The 22050-nt window shown below is 44.3% G+C and carries 22 protein-coding genes; 12 read left to right on the forward strand and 10 right to left on the reverse strand.

Going from position 1 to position 22050, the window contains the following annotated elements:
• Positions 1 to 634 precede the first annotated feature (634 nt).
• Positions 635 to 1096, forward strand: coding sequence for a TetR family transcriptional regulator (locus tag C9I99_RS02675; protein ID WP_107347293.1), 462 nt, complete (start codon positions 635 to 637; stop codon positions 1094 to 1096).
• Between the two features lie 109 nt (positions 1097 to 1205).
• Positions 1206 to 1397 (forward strand): hypothetical protein, encoded by a 192-nt coding sequence (locus tag C9I99_RS02680; RefSeq protein WP_107347294.1) that lies wholly within the window; start codon positions 1206 to 1208, stop codon positions 1395 to 1397.
• A 79-nt stretch (positions 1398 to 1476) separates the two neighbouring features.
• On the opposite strand, the gene C9I99_RS02685 is transcribed toward C9I99_RS02680, so the two are convergent.
• The 4 genes from C9I99_RS02685 to C9I99_RS02700 all read right to left on the reverse strand — a co-directional run bounded on the left by C9I99_RS02685 (position 1477) and on the right by C9I99_RS02700 (position 5945).
• The gene (locus C9I99_RS02685) at positions 1477 to 2808 is read right to left on the reverse strand and encodes an NCS2 family permease (protein ID WP_107347295.1); all 1332 of its coding nucleotides are present in this window, start codon (positions 2806 to 2808) and stop codon (positions 1477 to 1479) included.
• A gap of 40 nt (positions 2809 to 2848) precedes the next feature.
• The gene (locus tag C9I99_RS02690; protein WP_107347296.1) at positions 2849 to 3949 is read right to left on the reverse strand and encodes an adenosine deaminase family protein; all 1101 of its coding nucleotides are present in this window, start codon (positions 3947 to 3949) and stop codon (positions 2849 to 2851) included.
• A 166-nt stretch (positions 3950 to 4115) separates the two neighbouring features.
• Positions 4116 to 5036 (reverse strand): LysR family transcriptional regulator, encoded by a 921-nt coding sequence (locus C9I99_RS02695; RefSeq protein ID WP_107347297.1) that lies wholly within the window; start codon positions 5034 to 5036, stop codon positions 4116 to 4118.
• Between the two features lie 117 nt (positions 5037 to 5153).
• On the reverse strand, positions 5154 to 5945 hold the full coding sequence (locus tag C9I99_RS02700; RefSeq protein ID WP_107347298.1) for a M48 family metallopeptidase: 792 nt from the start codon (positions 5943 to 5945) through the stop codon (positions 5154 to 5156).
• A 93-nt stretch (positions 5946 to 6038) separates the two neighbouring features.
• Here C9I99_RS02700 and C9I99_RS02705 point away from each other — a divergent pair, with 93 nt between their 5' ends.
• From C9I99_RS02705 to C9I99_RS02720, 4 genes are all read left to right on the forward strand, one after another.
• Entirely contained in the window at positions 6039 to 6476 is a 438-nt protein-coding gene (locus C9I99_RS02705) for a hotdog fold thioesterase (protein ID WP_107347299.1), read from the forward strand.
• Positions 6473 to 6706: a DUF3389 domain-containing protein gene (locus C9I99_RS02710; RefSeq protein ID WP_107347300.1), complete on the forward strand. Its 234-nt coding sequence runs from the start codon at positions 6473 to 6475 to the stop codon at positions 6704 to 6706. Before C9I99_RS02705 ends, C9I99_RS02710 begins: the two co-directional genes overlap by 4 nt.
• 272 nt (positions 6707 to 6978) lie before the next feature.
• Positions 6979 to 7887 (forward strand): phosphotransferase, encoded by a 909-nt coding sequence (locus tag C9I99_RS02715; RefSeq protein WP_107347301.1) that lies wholly within the window; start codon positions 6979 to 6981, stop codon positions 7885 to 7887.
• A gap of 152 nt (positions 7888 to 8039) precedes the next feature.
• Positions 8040 to 8675 carry a putative ATP-dependent zinc protease gene (locus C9I99_RS02720; RefSeq protein ID WP_107347302.1) on the forward strand — a complete coding sequence of 212 codons (636 nt, stop codon included), beginning with the start codon at positions 8040 to 8042 and terminating at the stop codon, positions 8673 to 8675.
• A gap of 86 nt (positions 8676 to 8761) precedes the next feature.
• Here C9I99_RS02720 and C9I99_RS02725 read toward each other — a convergent pair whose 3' ends face one another.
• Positions 8762 to 9583, reverse strand: a complete 822-nt coding sequence (locus tag C9I99_RS02725) for a DUF2797 domain-containing protein (protein WP_107347303.1) — start codon at positions 9581 to 9583, stop codon at positions 8762 to 8764.
• 303 nt (positions 9584 to 9886) lie between these two features.
• Between C9I99_RS02725 and C9I99_RS02730 the strand changes: the two genes are divergently transcribed.
• Positions 9887 to 11533 (forward strand): hypothetical protein, encoded by a 1647-nt coding sequence (locus C9I99_RS02730; RefSeq protein WP_107347304.1) that lies wholly within the window; start codon positions 9887 to 9889, stop codon positions 11531 to 11533.
• An 80-nt stretch (positions 11534 to 11613) separates the two neighbouring features.
• On the opposite strand, the gene C9I99_RS02735 is transcribed toward C9I99_RS02730, so the two are convergent.
• From C9I99_RS02735 to C9I99_RS02745, 3 genes are all read right to left on the reverse strand, one after another.
• Positions 11614 to 13992 carry a fatty acid cis/trans isomerase gene (locus C9I99_RS02735; RefSeq protein WP_107347305.1) on the reverse strand — a complete coding sequence of 793 codons (2379 nt, stop codon included), beginning with the start codon at positions 13990 to 13992 and terminating at the stop codon, positions 11614 to 11616.
• Between the two features lie 281 nt (positions 13993 to 14273).
• On the reverse strand, positions 14274 to 15548 hold the full coding sequence (locus C9I99_RS02740) for a winged helix-turn-helix domain-containing protein (RefSeq protein ID WP_166645354.1): 1275 nt from the start codon (positions 15546 to 15548) through the stop codon (positions 14274 to 14276).
• A 198-nt stretch (positions 15549 to 15746) separates the two neighbouring features.
• A complete protein-coding gene (locus C9I99_RS02745) occupies positions 15747 to 16199 on the reverse strand; it encodes a DUF3069 domain-containing protein (protein ID WP_107347307.1) in 453 nt (150 codons plus the stop codon).
• Between the two features lie 338 nt (positions 16200 to 16537).
• On the opposite strand from C9I99_RS02745, the gene C9I99_RS02750 reads away from it, so the two are divergent.
• The 5 genes from C9I99_RS02750 (at position 16538) to C9I99_RS02770 (ending at position 20289) form a co-directional block, all read left to right on the forward strand.
• Positions 16538 to 17485, forward strand: a complete 948-nt coding sequence (locus tag C9I99_RS02750; protein WP_107347308.1) for a GGDEF domain-containing response regulator — start codon at positions 16538 to 16540, stop codon at positions 17483 to 17485.
• Positions 17486 to 17735: 250 nt separating this feature from the next.
• On the forward strand, positions 17736 to 18407 hold the full coding sequence (locus C9I99_RS02755; RefSeq protein WP_107347309.1) for a YceH family protein: 672 nt from the start codon (positions 17736 to 17738) through the stop codon (positions 18405 to 18407).
• A gap of 69 nt (positions 18408 to 18476) precedes the next feature.
• Complete coding sequence (locus C9I99_RS02760; protein ID WP_420849218.1) at positions 18477 to 18809, forward strand: GIY-YIG nuclease family protein; 333 nt, start codon at positions 18477 to 18479, stop codon at positions 18807 to 18809.
• A 177-nt stretch (positions 18810 to 18986) separates the two neighbouring features.
• Complete coding sequence (locus C9I99_RS02765) at positions 18987 to 19526, forward strand: YaeQ family protein (RefSeq protein ID WP_107347310.1); 540 nt, start codon at positions 18987 to 18989, stop codon at positions 19524 to 19526.
• Between the two features lie 118 nt (positions 19527 to 19644).
• Positions 19645 to 20289, forward strand: a complete 645-nt coding sequence (locus C9I99_RS02770; protein ID WP_107347311.1) for a YdcF family protein — start codon at positions 19645 to 19647, stop codon at positions 20287 to 20289.
• Between the two features lie 68 nt (positions 20290 to 20357).
• Here C9I99_RS02770 and tenA read toward each other — a convergent pair whose 3' ends face one another.
• Both tenA and C9I99_RS02780 read right to left on the reverse strand, forming a co-directional pair.
• Entirely contained in the window at positions 20358 to 21023 is a 666-nt protein-coding gene (gene tenA, locus C9I99_RS02775; RefSeq protein ID WP_107347312.1) for a thiaminase II, read from the reverse strand.
• Between the two features lie 31 nt (positions 21024 to 21054).
• Complete coding sequence (locus C9I99_RS02780) at positions 21055 to 22014, reverse strand: ABC transporter substrate-binding protein (RefSeq protein ID WP_107347313.1); 960 nt, start codon at positions 22012 to 22014, stop codon at positions 21055 to 21057.
• Positions 22015 to 22050 lie beyond the last annotated feature (36 nt).

Genomic DNA, 22050 nt, shown 5'->3' on the forward strand with positions numbered 1-22050 from the left:
TAAGCGATCCGATTGCAGAGGTAGAGTCATACTTCGATCCTTCCGTGTTATGGTTTTGTTAAAATAATGCTATTTTTACTGTTTGGTCAAGCGGTTATTTACGTTAAACCGATTCTGTAAAAACATCCAATGTACAAAAAAACGTAAAAAATAATTAGTTTTCAAAGATTAAAATAGAACAAAATTCAAACAGGTGTATATTTTTTTTAATGTTACTGATCTGTTCTTAAATTCCTGTTTCTATTACAATGCTGTCACTTTTATGCTATTGGCGAAGGTATTCATGATGTTTAAGGGGGAAGCGCCAGTTCAAACTATTGTCTCTGCTCACTTTTTCGTTTTAATCAGCCAAAAATGGAGCGTAACGTGGTCATTTGAACTGCCTGTTGATTTTCAGTATGTAAACACGGGTTGTAATTATCATTTAATCACGTGTTTTAACTTGAAACTGGCAGTAAAACGGTAATATTATCAATTAACGGAATGATATCCCGTATTGTGCGACTCGTTATTCGTCTGTATAACAAAGGGGCATCAATCGGATTTCAACACATTTGCTTATATGGTTACATAGTCCGTTTGGGAATTCGGCGGGTCTTTGGGTGATCAAATAGAATCATAGAGTCAAAGCATTATGCCAAAGCGTAGTAAAGAAGATACTGAAATTACCATCCAAACAATTATGGATGCGGTGGTGGATCAAATTTTGACGTTGGGATATGACAAAATGTCGTACACCACATTGAGCAAGCAAACAGGGATATCTCGTACGGGTATCAGTCATCACTTCCCTAAAAAGCAAGATTTCGCTATTGCGCTTGATGGGCGTATTTTTCAGATTTTTGTAGAAAAGCTTGATCTAGATAATGGTCTGGCTGGGTTTACGAGTAGCTGGATTGCGGCGTTGGATGATGAAAAATTTAAGGCGACGCTACGATTGCTATTTCATCATATTGCCTCCTCAGAAACGACCAGTGAATTTGCTAAGCGTGGCATTGATAGGCTATATGATCTATGCCTTGAGCGCTATGGTGAAGAAAGCCAGAAAGAGCTTGAGTGGTTGTTGGGTAAGTCTCTCATCAGCCTTGTACGCTAATGATGCTCAGAATTGAAACAGCTTCTGCGGAAGCTGTTTTTATTACCGATATATAATTTATAGAGGCAGGATTTGCCTCATATGTTTAGTTTGCGAAGAGAAGGTAGAGATGTTGAAATATATCGTGCTGGCTTTGGTTGGTTTGGGAATTTATATCGGTGTGACCTACAAAGATCAAATTGAGGATCTTACCGATTCTCGTTCATTTGAGGACGTCCAAGATGTGTTTGAAGATATGTCTGATAAAGCATCGGATACTGTTAGCAACTTAAGCGGCAAGCTCGAAGAATTAAAGATCTAGACAGCTACTTTAACGACGATTCTTTGTTTAGAAAAGGCCAGCCCTGGTGAAGTGTTGGCCTTTGTCTTGCTGTGCTTTATTAATGTGAAGAGATGATGTAGAAGTAGTAAATCATTGATGAGGCAATCAAATAGACTGACCAGTGATCTTCTTTATATCGCCCGGTTGCCAATTTCAGGAAGGCATATACTAGCATTGCTGCCGCAATACCGTTACCAGCGTTGAAGCTGAAGACACTCATTACGACACAGACGAATGCCGGTAGGTACTCAGTGATATCATCATAGTTGATTTTCTTCATTGAGCTCATCATGGCAATACCGATATACATCAACACGGGAGCGGTGGCAGCGGTTGGTATCATACCCGCTAGTGGAGCAAGGAATAATGTTAGACAAAAACAACCCGCTGTGACCAAGGCTGTGAAGCCTGTTCGACCGCCAGACTCAACACCTGCAGAGCTTTCGACATATGTTGTCATAACTGGGCATGAAAATAGTGCACCAAATGTTGTGGCACTAGAATCGACGTGAAAGTTCTTTTCGATGCCCGGCAAGTTGCCGTCTTTATCTAGATATCCTGCCTGTGCCCCTATGCCCAGCATAGCGCCAAGCGTTGAGAAAAAGTCTGGAATAAAGAATGCTAGCAGGAACGGCAGATAAGCTGGGCTCAATGCGCCTAATACATCAAGCTGGAATGTCATGTCGGCAATGCTGCCCGGCATGCTGAAGAAGTTATCTGGTATAGACGTTATCCCAAAAGCTAGGCTAAGAAGGGTAGTGAGAATCACGGCTAGGATGATACCGCCTTGGATTTTTCTAGATACAAAAAAGAGCACCATGAAAAAACCCAGCACAGCGGTAATCACTTCAATAGAGGCAAGATCGCCGAAAATAAGTACGTTTTTACGAGGGTCGGCAATGACAACACCCGCCTGCTTGAATCCCAGTAGAGCAATAAATAGACCAATGCCGACACCCACCGAGACTTTTACGCTGTGAGGGATAATACGAACGACAAAGTCACGAACACCAAGAAAAGAGACCAGCATAAACAGTACACCACTGACAAATACAATGCCGGCGGCAATACTGAGTGGGACGTCATTACCCAATAGGGTGAATGAAAAGATAGCCACGCTGCCAAGTCCAGGGCCTAGCACAAAAGGTCGATTGGTGTATAGAGCCATGGCGATAGTAGTGATCACCGTCATTAGTACTGTGACGGTGAGTGCACTCTCAAACGGAATACCGCCTTTGCTCATCATTCCCGGTACGACTGCTACCATATAGGCCATTGTCGCAAACGTTGTTAGGCCTGCGATGATCTCAGTTTTGAGATTGGTATTATTACCTTTAAAGTCAAACCACTTTGCAATGCTCAAAGCTGGCTTGTCAGTTACAGTTTCCATGGATTCTCTCTACATGTCTTTTTAATAAATAATGGGTTGATTAACGTCGATAGCAAACTTTCATGTCCGGCGCGATAGTTGGCTCTGCTAACAAGTTCGCTCTTAAAGCGTCAAACTCATGGCTCCATTCTGCTAGCCATTGTTGTTTGGTCTCATCGGGCATCCAGCTGGCTTCAATGCTGTTGATCATCATTTGTTTTAAGCTGCCAATATCGAAACCGAAATCCTCGACCATTACCCTGTAACAATTTGCACTGGTAGTATTGTGAATGTGCCAGTCATCGGTACAAGGGATGATATTTATCCCGGCTTTTGCCATGGCCCTTATCGGGTGATGCTGGCACCAATCTTGGTGACTAGGCCATTGCTTGAAGTAATACGTGTTGGATGGAATGACAGTAAAAGGGATACCTCTTTGGGCATATTTTTGGGTCAGGGCCGGATTATCAATAATGGTGTAGCCGTGATCAATGCGATCAACGTCGATTAGCTCAATGCCTGTCTCAACATTTCGCCAGTGCAAACCAAATTCGGAACAATGGGCCGTGAGTTTGTAGCCGTGCAGTTTGGCTAAGCGGTATGCTTTCCAGAATTTCTCAACCGGTGCATCATGTTCTTTGTAATCAATACCTATTCCGAGAACATAAGGGTGAGGGCTATCAATCATCTCATTAACCATTGCAACCGCATCTTCAGGTGACTTTTCTCGGTTGATGGAAGGAATGAGTCGGATAACAATACCTAGCTCATTGTAGGCATTGTCGATAGCGTCAGCTAATGCCGTATTGACATCAGCGTAGCTCAGCACGGTATCTGATGGGTTCCAAAACGTTTCAATGTACTTTACCCCGCAAGCATGAGCGTCCTCGGCGACTTCTCTCATGACTCTGGCATAGTCGCTTGGTTCCTGCATTAACTGGTATAGAAAGGTAAGCGCTTCAATACCACCTTTAACGATGCCGGTTTCCTTTTGATGAGCGCGGTAATAAGCCTTTGCTTCAAGTTCTGACAGCGCGATCTGGTATTTGTCTGCAAACGACAACATGGTTTCCAGCCTGACGCCTCCAAGCAGATGATAATGGAGATCGGCTTTAGGAAAGCGGTGATAAAACTCGGTGAGTGTTATAGGCGTTGATTTCACAGTGACCTCATTTACGCAAACGATTGCTTTTGGCGGCAGTATCACCCTGAATAGGCGTAAAGTGAAATGCAATTTTCGGTATGCTAGTGCCGTTTCGGCACTAGGTTAGCGGTGAATAACGTATTTGGCTCTATACTCAGCACTAGTCGGCACTGGGTATAGCCCGCTATGCGGGTTGCCAGGGACGGTTGACTTGCCAACCTGTTTTAACGTTTTGCTGCAAATACGCCCAGAGCTTCTGAGCATCATGGCGCAGCGGGGCAGAGTTTCGATATAGTCTGATTTGATAGGGCAGTCTAAATTGCTCTGGGGCGATGGCAATGAGTTGGCCGGAGTTAAGCTCCTGACGAATTTGAGCATCTGGAAGCCAAGCTAATCCTTTTCCTCTTAAGGCCATGTCTTTGTGAAGCTGACACATTGAGCTTTCGAATACCGGATAGGTGTTGAACGTTTCAAACTGAGGCTGGTACTGTTCAATAAGTCTCGCGCTGTAGGATTCGGCACTGTATTTCAGGATAGGGCTGGCTTGCTCAAAGGGGTTGTATAGCGCTTTGCCCTGATGGTCAGTGGCAGAGACAAGAAGAAAATCGCCATGCCCGATGCATAAGTTTTGAAAGGGTGGCTGTAGCAGTGACAAGATTTCAAAGCCCAGTAAAAAATCGCAGTTTGACTCGGTTAACGACTCAATAGCAAAATCTACCCGGAGTATATCAATAGAAAAGTGCACTACATGCTGTTGGCTGACGTATTCCGTTAAGTCTAAAAGGGTAGGCGAAGATAATGAGTGCGGCGTAGCGATACGTATCGGATTCTGGAGTGGCTGCTCGATACCGTTGAGCATTTTTACCCCATCTTCCATCTGTGACACCATGTTTTGTGCAATAGATCTAAATTGCCGGCCTGCTGAAGTCAGGCTTATCGGTGTCGTTGTCCGGTCAATGAGTGAGTGGCCGATCGCTTTTTCTAACGCTCGGATATGTCGACCAAACGCGGGTTGAGTAATATGTCGGGCTTCAGCTGCGCGGGAGAAATGTTGCATTTCAGCCAGCATTAGGAAGTCTTCGAGCCATTTAGTATCTAAGTTCATTTACTCTGCATTTTGTGGTGGCCAATCTAATTGGGTTAAAGACAAATAGGATATAAGGCACCCCAAAGGGTGCGCTATATACCCAAGTGATTGAGGCTTGATGCCACTTGGGTATACTTATATCTTACATTGAGGCTTGGGGACATTAAAGCTAGGTAGTCTTGCGATTTCTGCCCGTAAGTCATCAATCCGGGTTGAATGAGAAGGGTGGGTCGATAGCAGCTCGGGAGGCTGGTTACCACCAGATGCTTTTGCCATATTCTTCCACAGGTTGATACTCTCATAGGGATCAAACCCCGCTTCAGCCATCATCCTCAAACCAATAATATCCGACTCCGATTCTTGCGCACGGCCATAAGGCATTAATACACCATATTGGACGCCAAGGCCCAAACCTGCCATCGCCGCATCGTGGTAGTTTGTCCCGCCAATCGCAGCACTGGATATTTGCATCCCCATGTTGGCGAGTTGAGAGCGGGAAAGCCTTTCGTTGCTGTGCTGGGCAAGGACATGACCTATTTCATGGCCGATCACTGTTGCTAGCTGATCTTGATTCGTCGCCACCTTGAGTAGGCCGGTGTATACCCCAATCTTGCCACCGGGTAGGGCAAAGGCATTGACCTGCTCGCTGTCAAACACGACCACCTCCCATTGCCCTGTTGCTTGAGAGGCACCTAAACGGCTCGTTAATGCATTAGTCACGCATTGAACATATTGATTGGTTTTGCTATCGGTATAGATCGTTTCTTGCTCTTTTAAGGCATCAAAGGATTGTGCTCCGAGCTGAGACATATCCTGTTCAGAGAAGAGCAATACCTGCTGCCTACCCGTTGGTGAGCTGCTGCAAGCTGTGAGTGCAATCGCTGAGGTGATAAAACCAGCAATGGCTAGTGGTTGAAAGCGATTCATCCAAGACTCCTTTCATTTTATGTATAAACCGGAATAGCGGAATTATACAGTTGCTGTATCATTCTCTCCAAATAAGATTGTTTGGATAACGTGATGAGTATTTGGAAAAAATCCTTCACTCTTGAAAGTTTAAATGAGACTTCGGCAAATACGCTAGTCGAGCATCTAGGTATTGAGTATTCGGCATTTGATCACACTAGTTTGTCTGCTGTAATGCCCGTTGAACCCAGGACCCATCAGCCGCTCGGCATGCTGCATGGCGGTGCTTCTGTCGTTTTGGCTGAAACCTTGGGCTCGTTGGCGGCGAATATGTGTGTCGATGAGGGGAAATATTGTGTCGGACTCGATATCAATGCCAACCACTTGCGAGCAATGAGAAGCGGCCATGTTATCGGGAAAGCTTCACCTATACATCTAGGGACAACAACTCAGGTATGGCAAATTGATATTACCGATCCCCGAGGCCGTATGGTTTGTACTAGTCGCCTGACAATAGCAGTAATGAAACATAAAAAAGCGGTGGATAAATGACAATTGTTTTTTCAGCCGGGCGCATCATTGCCAACCAACATGAAGTTGTCGTCCGATTAGACGGTGTTGCACGTGTATCATTACAGGCTACCGCAGATGACATTACACTGCTTGGAAATGGCGCGAATGTGATCACAGCAATGGGATCTGGGGTTAACTGGTCTTTTCGACTCGACTCAGAGCAGCAGCTTGAAGAGTTGGCGGATGTGCTTGGCATTGCCATTCAATGAATCGCTTGATAGGGGCGGTTGACCTGCAAGCCGCCGCCTGTCTATTGCCCTAGAGTTATGCGTAATCAAATCGTTTAAAGTTATTGTGCTGTACACTTTGTTTGTCGTCTTTCGGCCAAAAGTATTATTTGTGAGAGCTTGAACTCATTATTGATCATGATGCCCCCCAAATGGCTATTAACAGGTTATGGTACTACATGGTAAAGCTAATATTATTCATATAAAAACATTGCTTTAGCCGATAAAGTTAATGAGCGAGAAAGGAAGCCAGATTGAATAGATTGCAGCTAAAAAGGATTGCAGAGTTTAGTTATAAAACAATGTTTCGACAGGCTCCACAAGTCAGTGAAATACATGAAACATTTTATGGTTGGGTTGTTTTCTTGGCATCAGACAATGCCAAGGTTGTTGTTAAATTTACACGAGAAATAGGGCGGTTAGCAAAAGAAGTAGAGGGACTGGAACGTTTGCGTCAAGCGTTGCCTTGTCCTGTCCCTGAGGTCGTGTTTTTTGGCCGGGAAGAAGGTTTTGATTTCATTATGCTGGAGTGGCTGCAAGGAATATCAGCACATCAAATCCCTAATGAAAAGCATGCCATTAAGCGGTTTTCAGATAACTACCTTGAGCTACTACACACGTTGCATAGTATCTCTGAACCCAGAGGGTTCGAGCTAGAACGTGAGCGGTTTGACCCAAGCTTTACCAAGGCTTTTTGTCACTGGATGGAGCCGGTTTACCGCTATGTTGTCAGTGATGCATCCCCGTTTACACCTATTCAAAAGCAAGCGTACCGCTCCCTCTGGGAGCGGCGAGATAACATTTTGTCTGAAGCCTTGCCGGAACCCTCCTTGATCCACGATGACTGCCACGTCGGTAATATTCTGGTTGATCCAAAATCTTTTGAAGTCTCTGCCATTCTTGACCCGTGCGATGTTGGCTTCAAACACCGCGAAATGGATATCTTCCATTTGTTTGATGTGAGGCCAGAAATGCAGTTAGCTGAACGTTATCAGCAAGATGTGCCCCTACAGCCGGGTTTTGAATTAAGACGTTGGTATTTTAGTTTGTGGGATGATGCTAAACATAGTCGGAATATCGGGTGGTATGATGAGGCATGGATTCAGAATAAACTGTCTCAGTTCGATCATATTGTTAACGCTGAGTATGGCTCTGTTATATAGTGTGTTCTAGCGTTATGGCTGAATCTGTTTTTTGAGGATGCCATTAATTAAGCATACTATGATGTATCCAAGTATCTTGAGCCCACTTGGGTGTATATTAACAATAAGTAATTGGTCGTAAAGTATGTCTTGATGTTGTAGGGATGAATTTAATGAAAAAATCGGCTATATATATTGCGCTATTATTGCTGGTGGGTTGTGCTCAGCAACCCGATCGGCAGACAGAGCCAAAACCTGAACCAGACATCGGGGGAGGGAATATAGAGCAACCTGTAATCCCCCCGGTTGTTGATACAGCGAAGCCAGTCACCCCAGATCCTATTCCTGAGCCCGAGGTTAAACCGCTACCTGAGCCAGAAGCAAAGCCTGAACCGAAGCCTCAACCCGCAGTGACAAAAACCGATGATGGCAAGCTGATTTTAGGTAATGAAGAGTGGCTGTGGATTTCACAAGCACAACAGCATATTCGGGCGAAGGTTGATGGTGGTAAGTCGATTTCATCGATTGGGGTCAGCCATATACAGGCTTTTGAGCGTGATGGTAAAGACTGGGTGAAATTCAAGGCGGGTGGTAAAGAGGTAGAGCTACCGGTCGAGCGTTGGCTTAAGTCGAACAAAAACGAAACTCCCCAAGCGGTTGTTAAGCTAAGGGCGAAACTTGGCGAACTGAATGAGCTGACTGAGTTTGCGCTTAGCGCAGGAAAAGGAATAGTGTTGGGAGTGAACTTTATCCGAGATGTTGCTGTGGTAGATAGCAGCCGGAAATTCATTCAACCCAAGGCAAAATAACGCCCAGAGTCGAGTCTCAGGGGGATAGGTCCAAACGGCTACTGTCACACGATGTGTGACAGTTGCCGTTGCGTCATATTGGGGTATTAGCCTTCAGCTGTTTCCACTAAGACTTCATAGCTGGTGAACTTTCGAATGTTTATTACACCGGTATCGAAAATCAGGTACTGGCCTTTAATCCCCATGAGAGTCCCTTTCACAACAGGCTCTTTGTCAAAGTTGTGCGACGCTATTTTTTTGGGGTATTCATTCACAGGATATTGGATAGCAACGATAGCTTCTTCTAGCTTCTCGACGGCGTCTTCTCCGTATAACGCAAGCAACTCATTAAGACGTTGTTCTATCTCAGGCAGTAGACGTTTCGCTTCGCTTTGTAGGGCCATGTCGGCATTATCGCCTTTTAACATGGTACGCCAATTCGTTTTATCAGCCACTAATTCAGCCAGTGCAATTTCTGCTAGTCCAGAAATCTGACGTGTTTTTACTTTCAGGATTGGTAATGCTTGCGTCGCACCTTGATCAATCCAACGCGTTGGTAATTGGGTATGACGAGTAATGCCCACTTTGAGTCCTGAAGTATTAGACAGGTACACATAATGAGGTACCATACAATTGGACTCGCCCCACTCAGGCTCACGACACGTTCCTTTGGCATAGTGGCAAGTTTCTGGCTTCATGATACACATGTCACAGCGGGCTAGTTTTTTCATACATGGAAAACAGTGGCCTTGTGAGTAGCTTTTCTTTGTTTTCTTACCGCAGGCATCGCAATAAATATTACCTGTGTGCGTCAGCTTAAGGTGCTTTCCAATCAGAGGATTAAGAGGTAATAACTTATCGCCAACGGGAAGTTGATATTCAACGACGTCACCGAGTTGAGATTTCATTTTACTGAGTGTTCCTAGCATGACTTTGCTCTTTGTTATGTTATGTCTCTATCATAACATTTGTCGAATATAAGTGCTTGTTCACGTGTCGCTTGGGCGACAATAAAGCTAGCATTGATTAATTTAATATAAGATGATTTACCGTCTGCAATATATTCTATCTAGCCCGCACATAGTTGTTTGCATGTGTAATTTTTAACACATGTCTATTGCTGTTTGAACGATTATTTAGATGTGCCTCGTAAGGTGTATGAAATTGAATGGGGTGGCATTATTTTGCCTGTAGGATCTGATTGTTTTCATAAAGTTTAATAGGGTGTCGCTATGAAATTATGCAAGGTTGCATTAGCTGTTTCTACCGCTGTTTTACTTTCTGCCTGCGGTGGAGGTGGTGATGGCTCTGAAAAATCAGATATAAATACAGGTACAACCCCTCCGCCAGAAACGGAAGTCGATTTAAGTACACTTAATAGTTGTATGGAAAGCTTGGCTCAGTATTCATTTGACTCTTCAACACCTGTTAATGCTCGGAGTAATGCATTTCTCTACCATGTATCTAGGCTGAACCATGGTGACGATACGAAACAGGAATACAAGCAGTCAGAGGTTGATGTTGGTGAGCGGGTTGGTCTTCCAAATGGTCTTTTGCCAGATACGAAAGTGAGGGTAACTCAGGTGTCAAGTGCATCAGCAGAAGCACCGGCAGATTCATGGAACCCAAGTTTTGAACATTCTTATGTTAACGCCGATAATCAGCAATATATAGGCAGCCAAGATGTATTTAGTCGCTGGTGGTCAGCAAACATTGATTCAAATAAACCCAGTGATTTAAAACTGGGTGAAGTCACACAGTACTGGGTTGATAGGGTTGACCAGTTTTCGCCTGTACAGCCAATCCGGCATGAGAATTTATATGCGACCTACAAAGGTATGGAAACAATTGATACTGTACTTGGCCAAAGAGATGTTTGTGTCGTTGAATATTCTTCACAACTTACTTTAGTCAATAATGCTCTCGAAGAACCCGAAGATGCTATCTATGTCGTTGAGAATAGTACTGAATATATTGACAAAGACAATATTGTACAGTTATCCATCCGTAATTACAGTGAATACGACCCTGCCGATCTTGATACTGTTACTTGGGGGTACAGTGATTACCGAAAAGAATTAATTGGCCTTGTATATGAAGACCAATTAGTTGGTGTTGACCCTGAAAATTATCTCGTACCTGAAGGTGGATCCGCCACGATGGATCAGTGCTTGGCAACTTTGCCAGATAGTGATTACGTAGCTTCAGCGAATGAACAAATACAGTATCTGATGACAAGAGGAAGAGGGGAGGGAGAGGGCTTTGTTATACAAGATGCTATCTATACTTTAACGCCTAACAGTGCGAAAGGTGTGAGTTGGAGAGGACGTGATAACCTCAATGCGTCAACGTTGCACGGTGCTTTTATGGATTACTCTGACCCTAGTGCACCTCCATATTACGAGTTTACAGAAACATACTACGATACACCGGATGAAGGCGTAATGGTGGGCTTTGAAGCAACCGAGAATGGATTTGATTATATCGCTTGGGGGGCTGAGCATATCCTTTCGGAAAGGCAATCGGCAACAAGTGGTTATTATATGCCTGAAGTGAGGCTGAGCCATGGAGAGTTGTTGAATGCGACACCACAACTGGATAACTTTAAGCAGGTCACGAGTACGGTTTTTGTTGGGTCTGAGTCATTAGTAGATCATACAACAGGTGAAACAGTACTCGCGTGTAAAGAGTATCGACGCTGGGAAGCGAACTATTATACAGAGACGGGGGAGATTGCCTTAGATGTTGATGGCATGCCCGTAACTGAGTTTAGCGAAGAAGAAAGTTACTATGACAACCGTGGCCTGATTGAGCGTCATCGCGAGACCCAATTATGGAATAGTGAAAGCTGGACTCGGGCTAAAATTATTACACATTAATGGTTTAACTCAATCTTCGTCTTACAACCTTGGATAAGGTCTAGCCATATGGCTAGACCTTATTTTTCTATTGGATTAATTTACCGATTTTCAATCCGGTTATAGTCAAGCAGTCCGGCTTCGATCGGAAACGTTTGTTGGTTTATTTCATTCAACTTGTCACTGAATACCCAGAACTCTGGGCTGGTCCGACGAACGCCATACTGGTCGAGGAATAGACGATAATCGTCTTCTGTCTCAATTGTACTGATTTGATTTGCCGCAGAGACTAAATCAGCCTCCTTTAGGTGCCAGAATGCTCTTGGGTAGCTTCCTAATAGACCACGAACCAAGGTGACAGTATCTTGGTCATATAGACGGTTGGATTCTTCATTGAACAGGCTGGAAATGCTTTTGTGTGCACTATTGCGGATCAGGGTAAAGAGTTCTGCCTGTTGATCGGGCTGAGTCGGTTCGACCATGATAAAAGTAATCTCAGGCAATAAGCTAGCTTGCGTTCCACTTATACGGTTCAATCTATTCAATGCCAGTGAGCTATTTCCGGTGAAGGATGACTGAGTGATATCGTAACGGTCAGGTAAAACGATTTCTAACTTCTTTTGCAACATGCCAAAAAGCTCACTTTTGGGGTGAGTTGTTTGGTAATTGATACCTGTCGGCTGATCAAATTCGTTGATCTCTCCTTGAAGGTAATCACTAAGGTGTTTGTTGGCTCCCTGGTACCAATAAGCCAATTCTCGGTGGCGTGAATCGGCCGGAAGTAAAGAGAGGAAGTTTGACTCACCCTCCATACGTAAGAAGTCCATATACATGCGTGTGACCAGTTGATGACCAAAGTTGCCGTAAACATCAAAGCCTGCAACCAATAGGTAATGAATACGTTCTAGTAGTGAATAGTCAATTACCCAAGCTGTTTTCGGCTGACTTCCAACAAGTCCCTTAGTGACCGTCGCGCTGTCAAAGTGGCGGAACACGGTGAGGCTGGCATTGTCGTTGTAGTCGTCACCGTCCCAGATGAGATCTGTGGTTAGGTGTTCACCGTTTTCGAACGCACTATTGAGAAAAGCATTCTTTGCTTTAAGGAAACGACCTTGCTGCTTGGAATAAGAAATCCAATTGGTGAGTGGTAGGGTGTTGCTTTCATTTTCTGCCGGTAACCTAAGGTTCTCTGCCTGTGATGCATAAAGCTCATCGACGGCAGGTGTATTGGCCATCGCTGGGTCGACAAAGAAGACCCAGAAATGGTCGTTGATGACATTCAGTGCGAGTTGTCCACGGCATACCGGTCCTTTGATAAAGCCCATGATGGTATTTTGGGCGTTGTCGATCATAAAGCGGTATCGACTATCAACCGGTATTTGCTTAAATGCAATGAGAGGGTTTGCAGCTACATCGGGGTGGTAGCTCGGTAGTGATGTCACTTCATATTTGGGTTCGATAAACAGGGTGTTGAAGCGCGCCAATTTGGCATGGTTAAGCGCGTATGGCATATGGGTTTTATCGACGATGGTCTCCCTCACTGGTTGGAAGCGATAGTAAACACGATCAACACCGGGGTCATCATAAGGACGTCGAGTAGCAATAAGGTCAATCGGTTTACCCGGTGCAGTGCGAGAGCGAACCAGGTTAAAAAAAGTTGGTTGCGGCTCATCAGAAAAGTAGAGATGAGAAACAAAGAGGTGCTCATAAATATAGCGGCTGGCAAGTTGCCGCTTTAGGCTATTTTCATTAAGAAATGCTTCCCAGCCAGCAACCTTTTCCAAGGTCTTTGCGTTTGGCAGCGGCGCGGTTGCCATCAGGGCACCATTGGCAAGCCACGCCATCAGGACTTGGTTTTCTTTATCGCTTATCTGCGGCAGGCCATAAGGCATCCCCCATTCTGGGTAGTTTTGCTCAAAGCTGGTCATTTCCTCGATGGTCGGGCACTGCTGATCGCGGTCTAGCGAAAAGTCCCAATCCGCTGGATTAAGTACTTCTTGCTCTGGAAGAGGGTGCGCTTGTTTAAGCTTTAACATGCGGGCTATGACACCGGCCTGGGTATTAGCTTCTTCAGTTTGGATTCGTTCATTCAGTACGGGATTGAAGCCTTTTTCCCGCCATTCACTGGTTGACTGGGCATCAATAAACATACGTGTGGTATTGGCCGCGAGTAGACGAGTGCCTTGATACACTTTCTCTTTACTGGCACCACGGTCAATGCCTTCTGCAGAAGACATTTTTAACTGACAAGGCGCATCATAACAAGCATGGCAAACAACGCAGCGGCTCTCGATGATCGGTTTGACTTTATCGATATAGTGGCTTGCTATGGGTGACGATGCTGCGGCTATTCTTTCCTGCGGTTGTGGCTTTCCAAAAAGTTGATCCAAGTTAAGTCCTGCATAGACGGCACAGCCGGAGAGGAAAAGTAGCAGGACAAAAAGCCATATTCGTTTAAAGTGTTTGTTTTTTAATATCATTTATATTTTATCTTGTTATTTGCACAACAAAGTCTTTGTGCACTTATCGCTAATGTTTCAGTTAAGTCTATCAAAATACTGGCATGACATGGAAAAGCTATACTCGCTTCTGAGTACGTACCATTAGTGAGGGCAAGTAATGCGCTTCTTTATACCGAAGTCGGTTCCATTTATTCTATTAAAAAGTCAATATAAACCAATTGGTATTATTAACAGTTAGAGCTTAACTCTTAAAATCACATTCTAAAGCGCTGGATGCACAGGTTTGAGCAGTGAGACCATTATCTCACCGCTTGTCGTTTGTAGTTAAATATTTTTGCATCTTTATCACTGTTATGGACCCAAAAAATGCCCACATGATCATTCAGCACTAAATCAATATAAGGCTGCTGATAAAGCAAATAGTTATAGCTCACACTTTTACTGAGGAATTGTTCTTTGAGTTTATTTTCTATAGTAAGTGCCGTCGACAAGCGTTCAGTGATGAACTCATTTGCTTGATATGCCCAATGGTACATAATCGGTTTGAGTTCTATTTTGGAGATAAACGGTGACTCATTCTCAACCACGGTTAATGTCGCTGAACTGATCGACAACGCATGGTGATAGCCGGTTTGCTCCTCAGAGATAAAGTTTAAGTAGGAGAAATTAAACGTATTTTCCTCATCTCTGGTAATGTAGTGATACACCACTTGTGAGTCTATCCCTGAGTTGTCAAGGAAGTTCAAGTAGACTTGCGATGTCGGTTCACGGGCAAGATCTGTTTGAATAATTGGATAAGGGCGTGAAAGAGGTAACTCCTTTAACACTTCTTTAGTGAACGTTACCCAACCATCGATGCTAATTTGGTATGAGAAATCAGTTTCTGGCAAACATTGCTTATTTTCGTCGATACGACACCAAGCAATAGAGTAGGAATCAGCGCCTTTGTATGCGTAAAGCTTAATGTTTGTTAAATCTGTTGTGTTGTCCAATTGGACATAAAGCTGACGAAGTTCATCAAGCTTGGTTTGGAGGTCGACTATGCCTTCTTCATTGATTGAGATGAGTGTTACGGTGCTATTTTGTAGCATGGTGGTTCGGGTGACGTAATGGGTCTCGTCTGGATATTTGTACCCTGTAAGCCATAGGTAACCCCCTACCAGTAAAACAATAACGGTGAGCAAAGCGATAGAAAAGTACGGCAAGAAAGGAGCCGTTGTCATTCTGGCTGTTGAGGTCGATAAGCCTGAATATTTTTCGATGCTGACTTGTGTGATTTGATAGCCAACACGGGGTAGGGTTTCGATGATTTCGCCTTTGGTTTTTTCTTGAATTTTTACTCGAAGGCTTCGGATAGCTTGAAATAGAGACGCTTCAGATACCACACGATCAGGCCAGCCGGCCTTAAGCAAGTCGTCTTTTGTCACCGGGCAGTTCACATGCTCAATAAGATAGAGCAGGATGTACTGTTCAGAGAGGTTGAGTTTTTGACTGGTAGTGTCTGACTTAATCATTCCCAGAGCGGGGATGAAATTAAGCCCATTAATGAATTTGAACTGCTTCTGGCCAGGCATTGGTACCTCAGAACCCATCTCTTATTGGATATTGTAGTGGTTGATTGGCGTTTAAGGTTTTAAGGGAGGACGCCCGATTGATTCAAGACACTTATTTTATCATGAAAAAAGTAAATGGTACGTGAACGATGGAGCTAAATAAGGAGGGTACAAAGACCCTCCCTGATATCAAACAATACTGAGTTGTCAGTAAAGTGTTTATTTCTTGAAAATTTCCAGAAACTCACGCTTCATCGGCGGGTTTCGACGGGCTTTTTTCAATTGTTTGCCCATATCTTTAACGCAGTTGTGAAGCACTCTATCAAGCGTCACGGCTTTATAGTCGGTGTACTCTTCTTCAGTCATATCTGAAGGCTTTTCTGTTTCTTGCATTTCACCAAGGAAGTCTATACCTGAGTAACTCTGGCTTAGAGCAACCAACGCGTGGAACTGCTCGAAGTTATCTAGTACATTTTGTGCGCTTGCTGGTAGTTGATCCCAAGCTTCACGTGAACTTGGTTCAGACGCTTTGTAAACGTTAATTAGCATGTCAAGAAGCTCTTCTGGTACTTCTTCAAACTCAACAACTTGACGTAGTTCTGGTGAGCAATCGTCAAGAGTGAACTTCACTTCTTCAATGGTTTGATCTTCTTTTTTCTCGATGTCAGACATAGCTAATTCCTAAAGCATGAATTGTTTAAGGGAGGGAATCCTAAAGCCCTCTATCTAAAAGTCAACAGATATACCTAAGCTACTTAAAGTAACTTGGGTATAAGATAGCGTAATAACCGTGGCAGTCACGTTAAATCGCTCACGTTTAAATCTATTTAGGCCGTTTGGTTTGTAAAAGCCTTATAGAGGGATAAAAGGGCATATGCTCTTGTTTGAACTTAGAGGGCGATAATGATTGCCTAACATGTTGTACAAAGTTATCGAAGATAACGAAATGGCGAGTTATTTTGTGCTATAAATAGGTTAAGGAATAGTCAATATATCAATAGGATGCTTAAATGGAAGCGATGCGGATATTACTGGTTGATGATGTGCATCTTGAAAGAATGCAACTGGCTATGCGGTTACAGAGACTGGGACATGTTGTTGAAGCCGTCGCTTCAGGTCATGAGGCCATAGAAAAATATCCGCTGTTTGATCCTGATTTGCTATTGCTTGATGTCAGTATGCCGGATATGAGTGGTACTGAAGTGGCAGAGCAGATTCGAATCAAACATCCTGAGTGGGTGCCGATTATCTTTCTTAGCGGTCATGATGAGCCAGAGATGATTGCTAAAGCCATTGATATGGGCGGGGATGACTACATTGTAAAGCCGGTAAATAAGATAGTGCTGGCGGCAAAATTAAAAGCGATGCAGCGTATAGCCCATATGCGTCATCAACTTAAAGATACCTCCAAAAGCCTTGAGCTAGCGAATGAGAAGCTATCACAGCAGGTCAATGAAGATGGCCTTACCAAATTGGCGAACCGTCGCTACCTTGATGTGAAACTCGCAGAGTTTATCTCTTGGCATGGTCGAAACAATTTTCCATTTACTCTCATCATGCTAGATGTCGATCACTTCAAGTTGTTTAACGATCATTATGGTCACCTTGAAGGGGACCGATGCTTGCAAGCTGTTTCGTCTGAGCTCAAGAAAAACTTCAGCCGAGCCGGGGAACTTGCGGCACGTTACGGTGGTGAAGAATTCGTTATCGCCCTGAGTAATTGTGACAAAACACATGCGGTACGTGAATGTGAGCGGCTTAAAGAATGTATACAGCAGCTTGCAATCCCCCACTCAAAATCATCAACGGCTGAAATCGTTACCGTTAGCCAGGGAATGGTATCTTGGGTGCCAACGGGCCTGGAGACCGTAGAAAACATGTACCAAATTGTTGACCGTGTACTTTATAAAGCTAAGGAGCAAGGCCGGAACCGATTTGTTGCTGCTGAATTTACCTAGGCCCTGAAGCCTTCTTCTCTCCTTATTCTTTGACCTAGTTAACACTTTGTACTTTACCATGCGTCATTTGGCTGTTTTACGGCCAAATAACCTTATCATCGCTTGCTGTAACTAACCGCAATGATAATCTGCGGCTAAGCAGTATAAACTCTCTTGAGTAGCAGTGAATCCGTGGTATCGATGCAGGCTTGTTATCGTCTATGCTCAATGGAATTTGTATTGTAAATAAGAAAAAAGGTGAGGGAAGATCATGGATATTTGCTTTTCGCAAACAGAAGCGCGTGTGTTAGGTTGCATGCTTGAGAAAGAGGTGACTACACCTGATCAGTACCCATTAACACTGAATGCATTGACGACAGCTTGTAATCAAAAGAGCAACCGTGAACCTGTGATGTCACTAGATGACGCCACGGTGCAAGATACGGTAGAGGCATTAAAAGCTAAGCGAGTTATTCAAGAAGTTACCGCTGGAACAGGTAGCCGTGTTGCAAAGTACCAGCATCGCTTCTGCAATACTGAGTTCAGTACCTTCCAATTCAGCCAGCAAGAAAAAGCGATTCTTTGTGTAATGTTGCTGCGCGGTGCTCAGTCTCCGGGCGAACTACGCACACGTACCAACCGACTTTGCAGCTTTTCTGATGTGAGGGAAGTTGAGTCAGTACTCGATAAACTATCAGAGCACCCTAAAGGGCCGTTTGTTGTGAAGTTGCCGAAAGAGTCGGGGAAACGCGACTTTCGTTATATGCACTTGCTTAGTGGTGAGGTAGATATCGAAGCCTTGCAACAGCAAAGCCAGAAGGTTGCTTCAGGATCGCCTTCTTCGCCAACATCAGAGCGTTTGACGGCATTGGAAGACGAGGTGGTAGAGCTCAAAAAAGAAGTACAAGAACTAAAAGAGCTGCTTGAATCTTTGACCTCATAAGTGTTCAATAGCATCTGCTTAACTTCAGCCCAGCAATCGCTGGGCTTTTTTGTAAAGGTACTCAAAAGCATGACCGATAAGCAGAGCGATCAGCCTATGAATATCGATAATACATCGAAGAAAGTTGGCAATTGGTCGGTCTATTTAATTAGGACGGCAGCAAATCAATTGTATTGTGGTGTCACAACAGATGTTGAAAGGCGGTTTAATGAGCACCAGTCTTCCAAGCGGGGGGCTAAATTCTTAAAAGGAAAGGGGCCATTGCAGCTTGTCTGGTCGGAGTGTGTTGGCGACAAGCGATCAGCGATGCAGCTTGAATATCGTATCAAGCGGTTACCTAAGCGAACCAAGGAGCAGATAGTCGCACGAAGTGTCAGTGTTTTTAGCTTGGTTAAAGAATGAACTACAGCAGGCTATGCCACGTATAAATGTATATTAATTGTGGTTTTTTAACTTTTATATGCCTCTTCAGCGACTTTTGGGCGTTTGTTAGTCAATTGAAATTGAACCTTCTCTTGGTTCAAACTACACTGCGCTTATCATTTTTATATTATTTTTTTATTTTCCCAGGACATTCTTATGGCACTTAAAGCCACTATTTACAAAGCCCAGTTCAATGTTGCGGATCTTGACCGTCATGTGTATATCGATAAGCAGCATACACTGGCGTGCCATCCATCAGAAACGTTGCAACGCCTGATGCTTCGACTGGTTGCATGGGGTTTCAATGCGGATGAGGATCTGCAGTTTACTAAAGGGCTCTGTGAAGCTGATGAGCCAGCATTGTGGAAGAAAAGCCTGACTGATGACATCGAGCTTTGGGTTGACTTGGGGTTGCCGGATGAGAAGCGATTGAAGAAAGCCGCTCATAAAGCAAAAAAGGTTATCATTGTGGCATATGGTGATCATGCGGCACCGGTGTGGTGGAAGCAGAATCAGGCCAAAGTCAGCCAGTACGGTAATATTTCCGTGGTATTCTTCAATGATGAGACCCTAGCAGAGCTTGAGGGCATGGTTGAACGTTCAATGAACCTTCAATTAACGATTGAAGCAGAGCAGGGGTGGCTAATGTTGGGTGACAAGAGCTGCACCCTGACTCCGGAATGGTGGTTGCGCTAATCTGTTTCGCTGGAAAGTGATGGCTGTCACCCAATAGTCATCGAACGCCTTCATGATATCCTTACTTGCTGTCTGTTTATCAGGCAGCTTCTCGCCTTTCAGCAATAAGGAGATTGCAATGCCATCAAATGTGCATGCTTTAGCAACAAAAGTGTGGAACTATCATCACCTTAACCACACACTCTTCCCTAGTGATTGTATCTTTGTATTGTGTAGCAACGATATTCGAGTGGCAGAACATGCGGCAAAATTGTTTCTCGATGGCTTCGCTCCATATATCGTATTTTCTGGTGGCGAAGGTGAGTTAACGCGAGGTATGTTTAAAGGCTCTGAAGCCGAAGCATTTGCTGAAGTGGCGTTGGATATGGGTGTACCAGAGCAAGCGATATTAGTTGAGCCTCAATCGACAAATACGGGCGAGAATGTTCAGTTCACCCGTGCATTACTTGAAACTAAGGGCTTAAACCCAAAGAGTCTGATTATTGTTCAAAAGCCATTTATGGAAAGACGCGCCTATGCAACTTTTCAGCAGAACTGGCCGGGTAAAAAGGTAGCGGTTACCTCTCCGAAAATTGACTTTGATGAATACCCAAACGAGACATTGTCGTACAGCGATATGATTAATGTCATGTTAGGCGATTTACAGCGGATCAAAGTATACCCGACCTATGGATATTCTGTAGAACAAGAGATCCCAGATGAAGTGTGGCAAGCATTTGAACAGTTAGTCGAACTAGGCTTTAGGGAGCATCTATTGGCCTAAACTCTGGATAGAGCTTTTGATGAATGGTGAGAAAGCCCTGTCTAAAAGCAGGGCTTTTTTTGTTTTATCTATTTTGCGGCATTCAGACCTTGTTGCCAGAAGGCGACTTCCATACGGGTTGCCGTTTTGAAAATCTCGCACAAACGTTGTCCACGTTGGCTGTGTAGCGGTATTTCTTCTAGCATGTTGTCAAGTCTGCGGATTGTCGCATCAACAGCCGTTTGGAAATCTTCACCACTATATAGCTCAATCCAACTCCTGTACGGGTTACCTTCTAAGAGTGTATGCTGCCAGCTGGCAAGGCGTTTGCCAATCACGGCGTAGCCAATTGCACAAGGTGCCAGTGCAACGAACAGGTCAGTACGGTCACCTGCCATCCCGGTATCCAATACATAGCGCGTATAACTGACAGTGCCGAAATCCTCAGACTCTCCCTCCATATCGGCTTCGGTTAATCCCCATGTTGAGCAGTACTCTACATGGTGTGACATCTCCGTTTCTAGCAGAGCGGTGAGGCTAGGTAAGGGCTCACGCATTTCTTCAAGAGTGGTTGATTTAAAAATCGCCAAAGCATAAGCGCGTGCATAATGTTTGAGGAATAGAAAATCTTGTTTGAGATAGTGCAAATAAGCATGCTTGTTCAGCGATGACATCGCTAACTGGTTAACGAAATCATGCTCGGTATAATCATTCCAGTCTTGCTGGCAGTCGCTGATCAGGTCTTGGTAGTTCATGGTGTGTCCTTAGAGCGTAAATATATAATGCTTAAAATGTCAGCACGTAGTCTTTGGCATTTGGCAGCGTTTTTATGATGTTGTGCTGCTTCATAAATTCAGCATATTCGTCATAGCGTTTTAGCTCTACGGCACCAGGACGTAGGGCAAAGCGGGTCAACGTATCTTCCCAGGCTCGGCGGTTCAGATCGTTATTTAAGGTATCAGGTGAGTAAGCGGCGAATTCTTTCCATGCTTGCTCAGGGTGGTTGATTAGATAGACCGTAGCTTTTTCGATGGCAGTGTTGAACTTGTTAATGGTTTCAGGGTTGTACTTATGCTTGTTTGCAACAAAAATCAGCTCATCATAGGGTGGTACGCCATGCTCTTCTGGGAAGAACGCTGTTGCGTTATAGCCTTCGATTGCTAACTGGTTAAGCTCGAAGTTACGTAGACCACCCCAAATAGCATCCACTTTCCCTGAGGCTAGCGAAGAAGATAACGCCCAGCCAACATTGATAATCTTTACGCTGTCCATGTCAACGCCTTCAGAGCGGAGCATGGTTCCGATAGTGGCGTCTTCGTTACCGCCAATTGCTACACCGATATTTTTTCCTTTCAAATCGGCCAGTGACTTAATATCTGATTTATCCAGCACAATCAGTGAGTTTAATGGACCTGAAATTAACGTTGCTGAGCGTACCAGAGGTAGCTCCGCCGCGATGCTGGAAATCAATGTGCTTTGGTATGATACTGCCAGGTCAATACGACCGGCAGCGACTAATTTATCGGGGACGCTAGGGTCCGCCGGCTCTTGAATTTGGACATCCAAGCCTTGTTCAGCAAACCATCCTTTTTCTTTGGCAAGGATTATCGGGCCATGGTTGGGGTTTACGAACCAGTCCAGCATCAGGGTTACTTTCTCTGTAGCTGAAGCGCTGAAAGAAGCGAGCAATAACGCTGTAGCAGCAATAAGTTGCGGTTTACTTACTTTAAACAAAGTGGATTTCATTCTATGTCCTTGTTGATGAGCGGAGAAAGCGTTCCG

Origin of the sequence: Photobacterium lutimaris (genome assembly GCF_003025555.1) — a bacterium.
Classification (GTDB): Bacteria; Pseudomonadota; Gammaproteobacteria; order Enterobacterales; family Vibrionaceae; genus Photobacterium; species Photobacterium lutimaris.